General features: G+C 71.8%; 10 protein-coding genes. 6 read left to right on the forward strand and 4 right to left on the reverse strand.

The features are described from left to right. The first annotated feature begins 448 nt into the window (after window positions 1-448). Window positions 449-604: a hypothetical protein gene (locus AB0P17_RS40955; RefSeq protein ID WP_365819798.1), complete on the forward strand. Its 156-nt coding sequence runs from the start codon at window positions 449-451 to the stop codon at window positions 602-604. 115 nt (window positions 605-719) lie between these two features. Beyond that, window positions 720-953 carry a DUF397 domain-containing protein gene (locus tag AB0P17_RS40960; RefSeq protein ID WP_329822963.1) on the forward strand — a complete coding sequence of 78 codons (234 nt, stop codon included), beginning with the start codon at window positions 720-722 and terminating at the stop codon, window positions 951-953. A 118-nt stretch (window positions 954-1,071) separates the two neighbouring features. Here the strand turns inward: AB0P17_RS40960 and AB0P17_RS40965 are convergent, their stop codons facing one another. From AB0P17_RS40965 to eccB, 4 genes are all read right to left on the reverse strand, one after another. Next, a complete protein-coding gene (locus AB0P17_RS40965; RefSeq protein WP_365819800.1) occupies window positions 1,072-1,380 on the reverse strand; it encodes a WXG100 family type VII secretion target in 309 nt (102 codons plus the stop codon). A 63-nt stretch (window positions 1,381-1,443) separates the two neighbouring features. Next, window positions 1,444-1,791, reverse strand: coding sequence for a WXG100 family type VII secretion target (locus tag AB0P17_RS40970; RefSeq protein ID WP_365819802.1), 348 nt, complete (start codon window positions 1,789-1,791; stop codon window positions 1,444-1,446). Window positions 1,792-2,289: 498 nt separating this feature from the next. Beyond that, window positions 2,290-3,576 (reverse strand): type VII secretion-associated serine protease mycosin, encoded by a 1,287-nt coding sequence (gene mycP / locus AB0P17_RS40975; protein ID WP_365819814.1) that lies wholly within the window; start codon window positions 3,574-3,576, stop codon window positions 2,290-2,292. 26 nt (window positions 3,577-3,602) lie between these two features. Continuing rightward, window positions 3,603-5,144 carry a type VII secretion protein EccB gene (eccB, locus tag AB0P17_RS40980; RefSeq protein WP_365819804.1) on the reverse strand — a complete coding sequence of 514 codons (1,542 nt, stop codon included), beginning with the start codon at window positions 5,142-5,144 and terminating at the stop codon, window positions 3,603-3,605. A 201-nt stretch (window positions 5,145-5,345) separates the two neighbouring features. Here eccB and eccE point away from each other — a divergent pair, with 201 nt between their 5' ends. The 4 genes from eccE (at window position 5,346) to AB0P17_RS41000 (ending at window position 13,842) form a co-directional block, all read left to right on the forward strand. Next, on the forward strand, window positions 5,346-6,626 hold the full coding sequence (gene eccE, locus AB0P17_RS40985; protein WP_365819806.1) for a type VII secretion protein EccE: 1,281 nt from the start codon (window positions 5,346-5,348) through the stop codon (window positions 6,624-6,626). A gap of 125 nt (window positions 6,627-6,751) precedes the next feature. Continuing rightward, window positions 6,752-7,483, forward strand: coding sequence for a hypothetical protein (locus tag AB0P17_RS40990; protein WP_365819808.1), 732 nt, complete (start codon window positions 6,752-6,754; stop codon window positions 7,481-7,483). 433 nt (window positions 7,484-7,916) lie between these two features. Next, window positions 7,917-11,726 (forward strand): SCO5717 family growth-regulating ATPase, encoded by a 3,810-nt coding sequence (locus AB0P17_RS40995; RefSeq protein WP_365819810.1) that lies wholly within the window; start codon window positions 7,917-7,919, stop codon window positions 11,724-11,726. Window positions 11,727-11,922: 196 nt separating this feature from the next. Then, window positions 11,923-13,842 (forward strand): ABC transporter substrate-binding protein, encoded by a 1,920-nt coding sequence (locus AB0P17_RS41000; RefSeq protein ID WP_365819812.1) that lies wholly within the window; start codon window positions 11,923-11,925, stop codon window positions 13,840-13,842. Window positions 13,843-13,988 lie beyond the last annotated feature (146 nt).

The following is a 13,988-nucleotide window of genomic DNA, read 5'->3' on the forward strand; positions in this document are numbered from 1 at the left end:
AAGTCACAACAGGGAGAGACACACAGGGGATTTGACGAGGAATGGGTCCGACTGCGCTCCGGCGCCGCGGAGAGCCGTTCGACGGGCATGCGGCTGAACAGTGCCGACGTCGGCGGGGCGCCGTCGTCGCTGCCCGCCGGAACCGAGGACCTGGCGGCGACACCCGCCCAGAAGTCGTCGGCGGCGAACACCATGGAGACGGAACTGGAGCCGAACACCAAAAGGCCGGCGACTGGGCGGACGAGTCGTCCGGAAGTGTGGTCACGGCCCTGGAGTGCTGAGAGACGGCGCTGGGGCTGAAAAAAGTGCAGGAGACCTGGGAAAAGCGGGGCGTTCGCTGCGTCTTGCCCATGGCGGATACGCGTACACCTGCACGGCCGGCAGAGGCGGGAAGAGCTACGCCCTGGCTCGTGAAGGAGTGCGCGTCGCGGTCTCCAGGAAGGGGCGCATGAGCGGAAAGCGTCAGGTCGTCGAGGTGAGCGGACCGGCCGAGCCGGCCGACATCTCCATCGCCGTTGTCTTCACCGGCGTCAACACGGCCGACCTCACGCTGGGAGGGGCCATCAGATCCGCGGTGGCCAGGCTGCTGGACCTCGTCTCCTGACCTCCCATGCCCGTGGCGGCAGAGACGAGCCGCCGTATCCGGGGCGAGGGACGGCGCCGACTACGGATACTTTGGTCTGCAACTCCGTAGCGTGATGAAGAAGGGGAGGCCCCTGATGGGTACTCAGCAGGAGAAGGACGAGCTGTACGCGCTGGACATCAGTGGCGTGGAGTGGCAGGGCGCTCCCGGCACGAGTCCGGACGAGGAGCGGGTGGAGATCGCGTATCTCCCGGGCGGGGCAGTCGCGATGCGATCGTCCATGGATCACGACACCGTGCTGCGGTACACCGAAGCCGAGTGGCGGGCGTTCGTGCTCGGGGCCAGGGACGGCGAGTTCGATCTGAAGTGAGCGGGCGTCCCCGGTAGGGCTGGAGAGCCCGCTGGAGGAGACGGCCGAGGGGCACGCCCGGTACATACGGTGCGTGCCCCTCCCGTGTTCCCGGCGCGGGCCGGACGGTGGTGCCGGGTCAGTACGCCTCGGTGAAGTACTGCGAGGCCTTCTTGTCCGTGGCTCGGTAGCCGTCCTTGCCGCCCTCGATGAGCTTGGCGACCTTCTCCAGCTGGTCCTTCATGTGCGTGGCGTTGCCCTTGTACTTGCGCTGGAGGGCCTCGTACTCCCGGTGCGCCTCACCGTCCCACGTGTCGGTGACGACCTTGAGCGCCTGGTCCATCTCCTGGAGGTCCTGGACGATGTTCTTCGACACCGTCCGGATGCGGTTGGCCATCTCCTGGACGCTCTCGTACCGAACCCGGGTGCCCGGATCTGTGCCGGCCATGCTGTTCTCCTCGAAGCTCGAAGTGTGATCGGTCGGCCCTGTGGCCGCGAACGGGTCGGTCGGTCAGATGTTGTTGAGACCCGAGGTGTTCTGGTTGGCCTCGGTCCTGGCGGCGGCGAACTGGGCGCGCACGTCGTCGTCCTGCTCGTTGCTCAGGTTCTTCGTCTGGCCGACCGCGTTCTCCAGGACGGTGAGCAGCCGGAGGATCGCGTCGTGGTCCTCGTTGATCATCACCTGGGCCGAGACGAAGCCCGAGGCGCCGACACCCGTCCACCCTGCGCTGACCGTCGCGATGATGTCGGCCAGTTCCCGCGCCTGCTTGGAGACCTGCTCCTTGGTCTCGGTGATCTTGTTCTTCGCCTGGACGACCGGGTCGTCAGAAAGTCCGAACCCACCTGTGGGGCTGCTCATCCGGAGTCCTATCTATCGGTTCCCAGCCCGGCACACGCGGTCGCCGCCGGGCTTCTTCTCTTCGCGCGCGCCGCCGGAACCGGCCGTGGTGTGTTCCCCGGACGGTCCCGTACGTACGTCGCGCTTGCCCCCGTGTCTCAGAAGAGGGGGAAGCAATGGGTGGGGGCGGCTTTCCGGTGGGACGGGACGGTACGCGTCACTGTCCGGGCGGCGGGAGTCCTCTCCGCCGTCCAGCATGTCCCCCGTCATGTCAGGTCCCCCATGACCCCCGTCGACCCCATGGACCTCATCGCACTCGTGAAGCCATGGTCACTCTAGCCATATCCCCTCCTGGCCCCAACACCGGTTTCGGGAGAGAGATCGACTTCACTCACCGGAATTCATCGGAACTCATTGCAAAGCGCGCGGCGGTCCCGACTGCCCTCCGTGCGCTCTCCCGCCCTCCGCGATGCCTCCCGCTCACTCGCTCCGATGCCTCCCGCCCCGCCGCGCGTGTGCTCATGCCCGTCGGCGCGAGGCCCCGCGCCGTGCGTCCCGGCGCCGCAGGTCCCGCAGCACGGTGGCCGAGCCCGCGACGACCGCGACCAGCACGCCGCCGATCCCCAGGGCGTACGTGGCGTACCGCTCCGAGCGTTCCTGGGGGGTCTCGGAGAGCGCGAGATGGGCGGGTTCCGGCGCGGGCGGCTTGGGCGGGCCCGGGTCGGGGCGCGGGGACTCGGGTGCGCGGTCGTCCTCGGTGAGCGCGCGGACCGGGTCGACGACACCCCAACCGACGAAGTCGTCATGGCCGTTGACGCTGCGTTCGGCGGTCTGCTCGATCTGCGCGACGACCTGGTGCGCCTTCCACTTCGGGTGCTTGGCGCGCAGCAGCGCGGCGACGCCCGCGACGTACGGGGCGGAGAAGCTCGTCCCGTTGTCGACGCACTGGCCGTTGCCGGGGACGGTGGAGACGATGTCCACGCCGGGCGCCGCCACCCCCACGAACGTCCCGGACTGGGAGAACGGCGCGCGCTCGTTGTTGCGGTCGGAGGCGGCGACGGCGAGAACGCCGTCGAAAGCGGCGGGATAGGTGTTCTTGCGCCGTCCGTCGACACCGTCGTTGCCCGCCGAGGCGACGACGACTATGTCGTTGTCGAGGGCGCGGCGTACGGCGCGGCCCAGGGTGGAGTCCTCCGTCAGCGGCTTCGTGGTGTCCTGGGAGATGTTGATGACGTCGGCCTTCTGAGCGATGGCGTGGTCGATCGCCTTGGCCATGGTGGTGTCCTGGCCGCTGTTCTTCTCGTCGTTCTGGCGGATCGGGATGATGGTGGCCTCGGGGGCCAGTCCGACGAATCCGGTGCCCTTACGGGGGCGCGCGGCGATGATCCCGGCGACCTTGGTGCCGTGGCCGACCTTGTCGTCCGTACCGTCGCCGTCCTTGCCCTTCTCCATTTCCTTGGCCAGGAACTCGGTTCCCGCGGAGGTGTCGACGGCCTTCCTCAGCTGCCGGTTGGTGTTGTCGACCCCGGTGTCGATGACGGCGACGCTCACCCCCTCGCCCTTGGTGTCCGCCCACAGTTCGTCGAGGATCACGCGCTGGAGCGGCCACGGGGTGCCCGCGATCTGCTGCTTCATGGGGAAGGAGCATTCGCCGCTGCCGTTTATCCCGAAGTTCCAGGAGGCTTCCCCGCGCCCCGTACCGGGCCCTTCCGCGGCGGGGGCGGGCCGGAACCCGGTCAGGGCCGTGAGCGCCGTCAGTGCCGCCCCGGCGGCCGCCAGGGCGGATTTCGCACGTACGTGAGGCATCGCAGCCATCAGCTCCCGGTCCTCCCTCACGAGCCCTGCGGCTGACGCGCGCTGTTGGTGTCGAGGCGCGGCCCCTTCGACAGGAACTCCGACCAGGCGATCGGGACCAGGGCCGGGGTGACCTTCTCGTAGCCGAGTCTTATCTGGGCCTCGCTGGGCTCGGGGCGGCCGTCCTGCTGCTCCTGCCGCTCCCCCGCGCCGATGTCCGACCGCGCCGCGTCGCTGTCGCCGTTCGCCTGGACCGCGTACCGCAGCCCGGTGTCCGTCACCAGGAAGAGCGAACCGTCGGGGTTGGTCTGCCGCCCCCGCACCTGCGTGTAGAGCAGTCCGCTGCCGGGGGTGACGTACGTGCTCGTGCCTCCGGCGGTGATGTCCGCGGGGTACGCCGCGCCGGCCCAGGTGGAGAGCGTCGCGCGGCCCTTGTCGTCGACCGAGCGCAGCACGCTGCACACCGTGTCGCGGGCGCCTTCGCCGCGCTCCGTGTTGACCTGGGCGGCGCGCCGTTCGGGCCAGCGGTTCTCCGCGCCGAAGGTCTCCGTGTCCGGCGTGAGCGACTGCGCGTCCACGGTGTCGGCCTCGCCGCCCATCTCCAGGTCGCCGGTCTGCGGGGAGTTGATCAGCAGCCAGGCGGTGAACTCCGACACCGGCTGGACCTTGCCCTGGAGGACGACGTAGTGCTGCGGCCCCGCGCCGGTCTGGGCGAGCAGCACCTTCCCCACCCGGTCCTGCTCCGCGGTGAGTCCGCCTCCGACCCCCGCGTCGGAGGCGACTTCTCCGGGGACCTCGGGGAAGTCGACGGGGCTGCCGGTGTGCAGGGTGTCCAGCCAGTCGTCGGTGACGGACTGCGGCTCCCGGTCACCGACGAGCGCCCGGGTGAGGTTGTCGCTCTGCTTGTCGCGCACCAGGTACTTCGTACCGTCGGCGTCGACGAGATAGCGGTCGCCCTTCTGGCCCTTCACGTACAGCACCTGAGCACCGGTCAGCCGCTGTCCGCCCTCCGTCCTCCCGAGGTCGCGTTCGGCGAAGAGGAACGCGGCCTTCTGGACGCTGCCGCCCTTGCCGGCGCCCGGCTGCTCGCAGACGGCCCACCGCTTGGGCTCGCCCGCGTCCTTCTCACTGGGCAGCCGGTCGGGCGCGTACGGAATGCCCAGTACGGGGCCGCGCGGGGGCTTGCCCGCGTCCAGGATCTTGTCGGGTACCTGGATGACCGCGAACTGCTTCGGGGTGAGCAGGAGCCGGGCCGACGCGAGATTGAGCACGGGATGGAGGAGCGTCTCCTTCTGCTTCCCCTCACCGGTGCTCAGTACCACGTAGCGTGTGGTGGAGTCCTTTCCGACGATCACCTTGGTGTTCGGCTCCGCCCAGTCCTTGGGCGCGGTGGGTTTGAACATCCCCCAGGCTCCGAACCCCGCCAGGATCAGCGCGCCGGCGATCAGTCCGGGGACGACGGCGCGCAACGGTCTGGGCGCGCCTTCCTCCGTGCTGGTGGCCGAGGGTTGGAGAAATGCGGCCACCGTACGCTTCTTCGCGAAGGTGTACGCGTTGAGCTCATCCCGCCGTGATGCCATGAGTCCCCATCGATGAAAAAAGGCTCGGTCTCCTCCCGGGGACAGGGCACGTCGGCATGGCCCCCGGGCCCTGCCTGAGTGTCGGACCGGCCCCCTACTATGCCTGTAGGCCGGGCGTGCTGGTGGGGCGGGTAGGGTGATCCAGCTGCCAACACCCTGGTCGGCCAGGGCGATCGGGACGAATTGGGGGGTTTCTCCATCATGGCTTCAGCGACGCAGACGCGGCCTGCCGCGACCGCGCCGTCCGCCGCCGGCTCCCCAGGCCAGGCGACGCCCGGACGGAAGGCGCGGCCAGGGCATTTCGGACCGTTTCGAATGCAACAACTCGTCCTGATCGAGCTGGCCGCGGCCGTGCTGCTGGTGGCGTGGGTCATCAGCCCCCTGCTGCTGGTCCCGGCCGGTGTGCTCGCCACGCTGCTGGTGCTGCTGGCCCTGGTCCGCAGGCACCGGCGTGCGCTGCCCGACTGGCTCGCGACGGTTCTCGCCCTGCGCGCCCGCACGCGCAGGGCCGCCTCCCTGGTGATTCCCGCAGGTACGGAGCCTGGGCTGGCGCCCGCCGTGGAGTGCGACCCGGCGCTGCGCACATACGCGTACAGCGACCGTGACCGGCGCCCGATCGGGCTGATCGGTGACGGCACGTTCCTGACGGTGGTGCTGCAGGTCGAGTCGGACGCCACGGCGCTGCGGCCCGACCGCGCGGCCAGGCCGCTCCCCGTCCGTCTCGTACGGGACGCGCTCGACGTGGACGACGTACGGCTGGAGTCCGCCCAGATCGTGCAGCACACGCAGCCCGCGCCCGCCCCGCATCTGCCGGAGCAGTCGGTGGCGGCCCGCAACTACGCGCCGTTGCAGGCCCGGACCGGCTCCCCCGCCGTACGGATCACGTGGATAGCGCTCAAGCTCGACCCCGAACTCTGCCCGGAAGCGGTGGCGGCACGGGGCGGCGGTCTGCGGGGCGCCCAGAAGTGTGTGGTGCGCGCCGCGGATCAGCTCTCCAGCCGGCTGGCGGGCGCGGGATTCCGTGCCTCGGTGCTGACCGAGCAGGAGCTGACCGCGGCGATAGCCGTCTCGTCGTGCGCCAACCCGCTGGCCATTGCGCAGGCAGGGCGTACGGAGACGCCGGTGCGGCGGACCATGGAAACGTCGCGTACGTGGCGGTGCGACGACCGCAGACACACCTCGTACTGGGTGGCCCGCTGGCCGGAGCTCGGCGGCGGGGCGCCGATGCCGCAGCTCGTCGCGCTGCTGACGTCGATCCCGGCGCTCGCCACGACCTTCAGCCTCACGCTGGGGCGCGGTGAACGGCAGGGGGTGACGGTCAGCGGCCACGTACGGATCACGGGGCGCAGCGACGAGGAGCTGGTGGCCGCCCGTCATGAACTGGAGCGCGCGGCCCGCGGGGTGAAGACCGGGCTGGTGCGTCTGGACCGCGAGCAGGTGCCCGCGATGCTCGCCACTCTTCCGCTCGGGGGTACTCGCTGATGTCCGTACCGACCACCGGGCCCGCGCCCGTGCGTGGGCCCGCTCCGGTGCCGGCGGCTCCGGGAGCGGCTTCCGGGCCGGGTTCGGCTCCGGCAGGGGGCCCCGCTCCGGCTCCGATGCCCGCGATGATGCGGGAGCCGGTGAGGGGCCGGGGCAGGCCGCGGATCGGTTTCGGGCTGATCGGGCCCCGCCGTGAGCGCCACGCGCTCTCCGTGGACCAGTTGGAGGCGCTGGCCCTGCCGGTCGGGGACGACGGCGTGGTGATCGGCGTGGACGCGGGGAACCGGCCCGCCGTTCTCGGCGTCAACCGGCCCACTCCGTACGACATCACGCTGATCGGTGGCCTGTGGACGGCGCAGGTGCTGGTGCTGCGGGCCGCCGCAACCGGTGCGCGTATCGCCGTGGAGACGGGCCGGGCGCACGTCTGGACCGGACTCGCGCAGGCGGCGGGCGGGGGCACTCCCTGCGTCACGCTGCACGACGTGGGACGGGTGCCGCCCCAGGGCGCCTCCGCCGGCAGTCCGGTGATCGTGGTGCGGGACTGCGGGATGCGGCCGCCGCGCGGGCGTGTGGTGTCGGCGCCGTGGCAGTCGGTGCTGACGCTCCTGCCCTACCTCAGCCCGGTGGCGCCGCGTCTGATGGAGAAGTCGGCACTCGTCGGCCTTCAGCGGGTGTCGCCGGACGAGGCGGCGCAGATCGGCCGGATCATGAGCCTGCCGCGCGTCGAGACGGAGGCGCTGTCGACGCTCTCCGACGGGGTGACGCTCTGGTGCACCCCGCGGGACCGGCAGTTCGTGATGACGCAGGCGACGGACGCCGAGACCGGATTGTTGGGCAGCGCGCGCCGGATGGACTGAGGGCGCGCGGTACACACGGGGTGCGGTGCGCCCGGTGCGGTGCGCCCGGTGCGGCGCGTCCGGTGCGGCGCGTCCGGTGCGGCGCGTCCGTTGCGATTCCGGCTGCCATCACGCGCGCGGATGTATGGATTTGGCCACCCTTGCACCGTTCTCCCGGCCCCGTGTGCCGCCCCGTACGGTGCCGGAGGCGCACGCTCCGCGCGGCCGGGGCCGTCTGGGGACGGGGCGGGCTGTACGGGACGGATGTTGACGGGGCGGTCCACCCTGCCGTATCGGCGGCGTTGGCGATTAGGGTGGGTACAGGCGCGGGAGCAGAGAACCTGCGGGCAGCCCGGCCGCGTCGCCAGGGGAAGAGCCGGGCGGACCGGAGTGACGGATTCGGCCGCCCCCACCCACCACGGCACAAGGGTGCTCGACCACACCAGGAGGCAAAGTGAACAGCGATCGGGACGAGATCCGTGGCGGCTGGAACCGGCCTGCCGCGGACGATCAGTCCGACGCGGAGCCCGAGATGACGGGTGAGTTCACCATCGACTACACCCCGCCCGCCTGGTACACGCAGAACGCGCCGGGGGACACGACCGGTGGTGGCGCCACGAGCGCACCGGCCTTCACCAACTCTCCCCCGCCGCCCGGCGGCGCGCCCGTCGCGGTGCCGGGGCTGCCCGCGGGGAGCGGCTTCGAGCCCAGCTGGGGCCCGCATCCCGCCTCCGCGCCGCAGCCCGCGTCCCAGGCGCCTTCGGCTCAGCCCGCGCAGCGGTCGCAGGACGGTGCCGAGCCCGCTCGCGCCGCGGAACCGGCGGCACCGGCGTCCGCGCCCGGAGCGCCGGAACCGTTCGGCGGCGGCGACGTGGAGAGCGGCGCGACGATGCGGTTCTCCCCGAAGGCGCTGAAGCGCGAGATGGAGAAGCACGAGGCGGCGAAGAACGGCGCGCCGGAGACGGCCGAGGCCCGGACGGGCCCGGCGGCCGACGCCGACCCGACCGGTGCGGCGGGCAAGGACACGGTCGACGGCCAGGTCGCCGAGACAGGCGCGGGCACGGGCGCGGGCACGGGCTCGGGCACAGGCGCGGAGACCGGTGCTGCCCCGGAGACCGGTCCGTCCGCCGCGTCGGCGGACACGGCGCACGTGTCCGCTGCGCGGGCGGGCGACGCGGGCGGCGCGGCCGGTGCCGGGACGGACGACGAACCGGCGGAGAGCGCGAGCGTTCCGCCCGTACCGCCGACGTCCGAGGAGACGTCCGAGGAGACGTCCGCCGCGCCGTACGGGGCGGACGGAGCGGCCAGGAACGGGGCGCCGGCCGGCAGCGCGGCCGACGGCGGCGCGGCGGCGGACGCCGCGCCGGGCCCTGTGGAACCCGGTGCACCCGGTGAACCCGGTGCATCTACGGTGCCGACCTCAACGACCGCACCAGACGTACCGGATGCACCGGCCGCGCCTGTGGCGCAGGACGGTGCCGCGGACGACGCGCCCGCTCCCGGCGCGCCGGCCCCGGAGCCCGAGGCGCCGTCCGAGGCCGCGTCCAAGACTCCCGACGACGGTATTGCGGACGCGATCCCGGTGCCCCCGAGGGCCGAGGCCGCCGGCGACGAGCCGTCCGACGCCGTTCCCGTGGCCGAACCGGCGGACGCGGTACCGCCCGTGGTCGTCGCCGACGCCGTCCCACAGGACGCGGTGCCCGCCGACGAGCCCCAGAACGCTCCCCCGGTCCCCGCACCGGCGCAGCCCTGGGCGCCCCAGCCCGGCGCCGTGCCGGGCGCCGGACTGCCTCCGTTGCCGCCCGCGTTCCAGCCGGCCGCGCCGGCACCCGCGCCGCGGTGGCCCGTATCGGCGCAGTCGGCCGAACAGTCGGCCACGCCGCAGAGCCAGGCGCCGGCCGTCCCCGCGCAGGCACAGCCCCAGGACCGGCCGCCTGCCGCGCCTCAGGGATCGCCACAGGGTGCGAGCGCGTGGCCCGCGTTGCCCGCCGCGCCGCAGGCCCAGGGCGGCTACGGCTTCCCGCAGCAGACGGGGCCGGCCGGCCAGGGCCCGGCCGCCGCCGTGCCGGTGCCTCCTGCTCCCGTGCCGCCCGCCCCCGTACCACCCGTGCCGCCCGCGGCGCAGCCGCCGGCCGCGCTGCCGCCCGCGGCCTCCGCACCGGCTCCGAGCACCGGGCAGACTCCGTCGGCCCCGAACGCCCCCGTACCACCCACCGGTTACGGCTTCCCGCAACAGGGACAGCCGGGCTTCCCGGTGCCCGCGCCGCAGCCGCCCGCCCCGCAGAGCGGTTACGGCTTCCCGCAGCAGGGCGGTTACGGATTCCCCCAGCCGGGCGCTCCCGGGGCGCAGCAGCCCCCGCAGGCGGGCTACGGGTTCCCGCAGCAGCAGGGCCGGCCGGGCGCGGATGCCCCCGCCCCCGTACCACCGTCTCCGTCGGCGCCCCATCTGCCGGTGCCCGCCGCGGCGCACCTGCCCGCCCAGCAGCCCCCGCAGCCGCAGCCGCACCCGGGTCAGACGCCACCGCCCGGGGCCGACGAGCCACCGCAGCTCCACCAGGCGCTGCCGCAGGCCGCGCCCGGTGCGCCGCCCGTCGACCCCCGTACCGGCGCGGCGTGGCCCTCCGCCGTCGCGCACGACCACCGCGAGCGCTCCGTACCGGGCGCTCCGCTCGGTTACACGGCGGCTGTTGAACTGTCCTCGGACCGTCTGCTGCGCAACAACAAGCAGAAGCCCAAGAGCAGCCGCAATGCCTCCGGTGGTTCGCGCTTCAAGATCGGCGGGAAGGCCGCCGAGGCGGAGCGGCGACGCAAGCTCGAACTGATCCGTACACCGGTGCTCTCCTGCTACCGGATCGCGGTCATCAGCCTCAAGGGCGGCGTCGGCAAGACCACGACGACGACCGCGCTGGGCTCGACCCTGGCCTCCGAGCGGCAGGACAAGATCCTGGCGATCGACGCCAACCCCGACGCCGGAACGCTCGGCCGCCGCGTACGGCGCGAGACCGGGGCGACCATCCGCGACCTGGTGCAGGCGATCCCGCACCTCCACAGCTACATGGACATCCGCCGGTTCACCTCGCAGGCGTCGTCCGGGCTGGAGATCATCGCCAACGACGTGGACCCGGCCGTCTCGACGACGTTCAACGACGAGGACTACCGGCGCGCGATCGACGTCCTCGGCAAGCAGTACCCGATCATCCTCACGGACTCGGGCACCGGCCTGCTCTACAGCGCGATGCGCGGCGTGCTGGACCTCGCCGATCAGCTCATCATCATCTCGACGCCCTCCGTGGACGGCGCGAGCAGCGCGTCGACGACGCTCGACTGGCTCTCCGCGCACGGCTACGCGGACCTGGTGCAGCGGTCCCTGACGGTCATCTCCGGAGTCCGCGAGACCGGCAAGATGATCAAGGTGGACGACATCGTGCAGCACTTCGAGACCCGCTGCCGCGGCGTCGTCGTGGTGCCCTTCGACGAGCACCTCTCGGCGGGCGCCGAGGTGGACCTCGACATGATGCGCCCCAAGACACGCGAGGCGTACTTCCATCTCTCGGCGCTGGTCGCGGAGGACTTCGTACGGGCCCAGCAAGCGCAGGGGCTGTGGACCGCGGACGGCCAGCCGCCACCGCACCTCGCGCCGCCGATGCCGGGCCACCCGGGCATGCCGATGCAGGGGCAGGCGCCGTACGGGGCGCCCGCCCAGGGGTTGCCGCCGCAGGGCCCGCCGTACGGGCAGCCGATGCACGGTCAGCCCCCGTACGGGGCGCCGCACCCCGCGCAGCACGGACAACCAGGACAGCACGGACAGTCAGGACAGCACGGACAGCAGCCGGGGCAGCCGCACCAGGGGCAGCCCGTCCACGGACAGCCTTACCCGCCTCAGCAGTACCCGCAGCCGCCGGTGCCCCAGCAGCCACAGCCGCAGCAGCCACACCACGGTCAGCAGCAGCCTCCGGCCGCGCCCTACCCGCAGCCGTACCCGCAGCAGCCGTACGGCGGACCGCAGCCGGGGCCGGGCATCCAGCAGGGCTGGCAGCAGTCGCCGCCCTCCCAGGCGCAGTCCCCCGCGAGCCCGGCGGGGCCCCCGCAGCCCCAGCCCGGGCAGGCCGTCCCACCAGGACAGCAGCCCGCCTCGTACGGTCTGCAGCCACCGCACGCCCCGGCGCCGGACCCGGCGGAGAAGCCCGACGCGCAGCACCCCGTGCCGCCGGGCGGATGGCCTCAGCAGCCGCCGCCGGCAGCACCGCCAGCGCCTCAGCAGTAGGGCGTCAGAGGTAGAGACCAATGAGGGGCCGCACCGTCTTCACGGTGCGGCCCCTCGGCGCATTCCCGCAGACCACACGGGGTTTGGGCGACCGTTGACGCGGCCGACGAGCGCTGATAAACCTTCGCTTCACCAGTTGGCGAACCAGCATCAACCCGGCTTCTCCGTACGAGTGATAACGCGAGGTCACCGTCCTATGGTCGAAAGAGTTCCGCCGCGTACGCCGCGACGGGCCGCGCCCCGGCCCGTACACCGGCCCGAACCCCGCCCCGTACGGCAGCGCCGCCGTTCCCGCCTCCGTCATCTGCCGGCCTCCGTCGCCGCCTCCGTCGCACTGGTGGCCGGATCGGTGGTCCCGCTCGGACCGCTGCTCCCGGCGCCGCAAGATGCCCGGGCAGCCGACGGCAAGAATGTCCTCACCGTCGCGGTGAGCCAGAGCATCGACTCGCTCAGCCCGTTCCTGGCACAGCGGCTGACCAGTACCAGCATTCACCGGCTGGCGTACGAGTACCTCGTCAACTACGACCCGAAGGACGCCCATCCGGTCCCCGGGTTCGCCACCGCGTGGCAGTCGTCCGCCGACAAGTTGACGTGGACGTTCACCATCCGTGGGGACTCGAAGTGGTCCGACGGTCGGAAGGCAACGTCCGAGGACGCCGCCTGGACGTTCAACAAAATGATGACGGACCCGAACGCCGCCACCGCCAACGGCAGCTTCACCGCCAACTTCGCCAAGGTCACGGCGCCCGATCCGGCCACGCTGGTCATCGAGCTGAAGAAGCCTCAGGCCACCATGACCGCGCTCGATGTGCCGATCCTGCCGAAGCACATCTGGGAGAAGGTCGGCGACTTCTCCACGTTCAACAACGACAAGACGTTCCCGATCGTCGGCAATGGTCCCTTCGTCATCACGGACTACAAGGTCGACCAGTACGTCAAGCTCAAGCCCAACAAGGACTTCTGGCGCGGCGCGCCCAAGTTCGACGAGCTGGTATTCAAGTACTACAAGGACGGGGACGCGGCCGTCGCGGCGCTCCAGAAGGGTGAGGTGTCCTTCACCTCCAACCTGACCCCGGCCCAGGCCACGGCGCTGAAGAGCGCCAAGGACATCACGGTGAACAACGCCCCGGGGCGGCGCTTCTACGCGCTCGCCACCAACCCCGGCGCCCGGTCGAAGGACGGGAAGAAGTTCGGCAACGGAAACCCCGCGCTGCTCGACCCCGCCGTACGCAAGGCGCTCTTCCAGGCCGTGGACCGCGAGACGATCGTCGACAAGGTGTTCCAGGGGTACGCCGTCGAGGGCCAGGGCTACATCCCGCCCCGCTTCGCCTCGTACTTCTGGCAGCCCTCGGACAGTCAGAAGATCGCGTACGACCCGGCCGCGGCGGCGAAGACGCTCGACTCCGCCGGCTACCGGAAGGACGGCGATGGCAGACGTCTGGGCAAGGACGGCAAACCGCTCAACTTCCGGATCCTCTGCCATGCCACGGACCCGAACGACAAGTCGATCGGCAAGTACCTCCAGGAGTGGTGGGGCACGCTGGCCATCGGACTGAAGGTCGAATGCCTCGACAACGTCTCCGACCCCTGGATGGCCGGTGACTACGACCTCGCCTTCGACGGCTGGTCCGTCAACCCCGATCCCGACTTCGTCCTCTCCATCCACACCTGCGGGGCGCTCCCCGCCACACCGAAGGACACCGGCGCGACCGACAACTTCATCTGCGACAAGCGGCTGGACGAGCTGTACGCGCAGCAGTCGGCGGAGTACGACACCGCCAAGCGGGCGGAACTGGTCAAGCAGATGGAGTCACGGCTGTACGACACCGGGTACATGAACGTCATGGCGTATCCGAACGCGGTCGAGGCGTACCGCACCGACCAGATCAAGTCGATCACGACGATGCCGGAGGCCGCCGGGAACATCTGGGGCCAGGACGGCTACTGGAGCTGGTGGTCCGCGGTGCCCGCCGACGACGGCGGGGAGGGCTCCGACTCCGGCGGTTCCTCGTCGACCGGTGCACTGATCGGGGTCGGTGCCGTAGTCGTGGTCGCCGCGACGCTCGGGGGCTTCCTCATGCTGCGGCGCCGCTCCACCGCGGAAGACCGTGAATAGGCCGTGAGCACCGCGAGCACGCCCCGTACGGTGCGGGAGGCGGCGGACGGCCCGGCCGAGGAGGGCGCGTATCACCCCCGGGTCGCCGAGGGAGGTCGCCTGATCGGTGTCGGAGAGGAGGAGCGCGGCCGGCAGGTAGGTGGCGA

It is taken from the genome of Streptomyces sp. NPDC088124 (assembly GCF_040685895.1).
Lineage (GTDB): Bacteria > Actinomycetota > Actinomycetes > Streptomycetales > Streptomycetaceae > Streptomyces.

Coding starts and splice junctions, on each gene's coding strand:
- AB0P17_RS41000 (WP_365819812.1), top strand. CDS start 11,923: ATGGTCGAAAGAGTTCCGCCGCGTACGCCGCGACGGGCCGCGCCCCGG.
- AB0P17_RS40990 (WP_365819808.1), top strand. CDS start 6,752: ATGATGCGGGAGCCGGTGAGGGGCCGGGGCAGGCCGCGGATCGGTTTC.
- AB0P17_RS40960 (WP_329822963.1), top strand. CDS start 720: ATGGGTACTCAGCAGGAGAAGGACGAGCTGTACGCGCTGGACATCAGT.
- eccB (WP_365819804.1), bottom strand. CDS start 5,144: ATGGCATCACGGCGGGATGAGCTCAACGCGTACACCTTCGCGAAGAAG.
- mycP (WP_365819814.1), bottom strand. CDS start 3,576: ATGCCTCACGTACGTGCGAAATCCGCCCTGGCGGCCGCCGGGGCGGCA.
- eccE (WP_365819806.1), top strand. CDS start 5,346: ATGGCTTCAGCGACGCAGACGCGGCCTGCCGCGACCGCGCCGTCCGCC.
- AB0P17_RS40970 (WP_365819802.1), bottom strand. CDS start 1,791: ATGAGCAGCCCCACAGGTGGGTTCGGACTTTCTGACGACCCGGTCGTC.
- AB0P17_RS40965 (WP_365819800.1), bottom strand. CDS start 1,380: ATGGCCGGCACAGATCCGGGCACCCGGGTTCGGTACGAGAGCGTCCAG.
- AB0P17_RS40955 (WP_365819798.1), top strand. CDS start 449: ATGAGCGGAAAGCGTCAGGTCGTCGAGGTGAGCGGACCGGCCGAGCCG.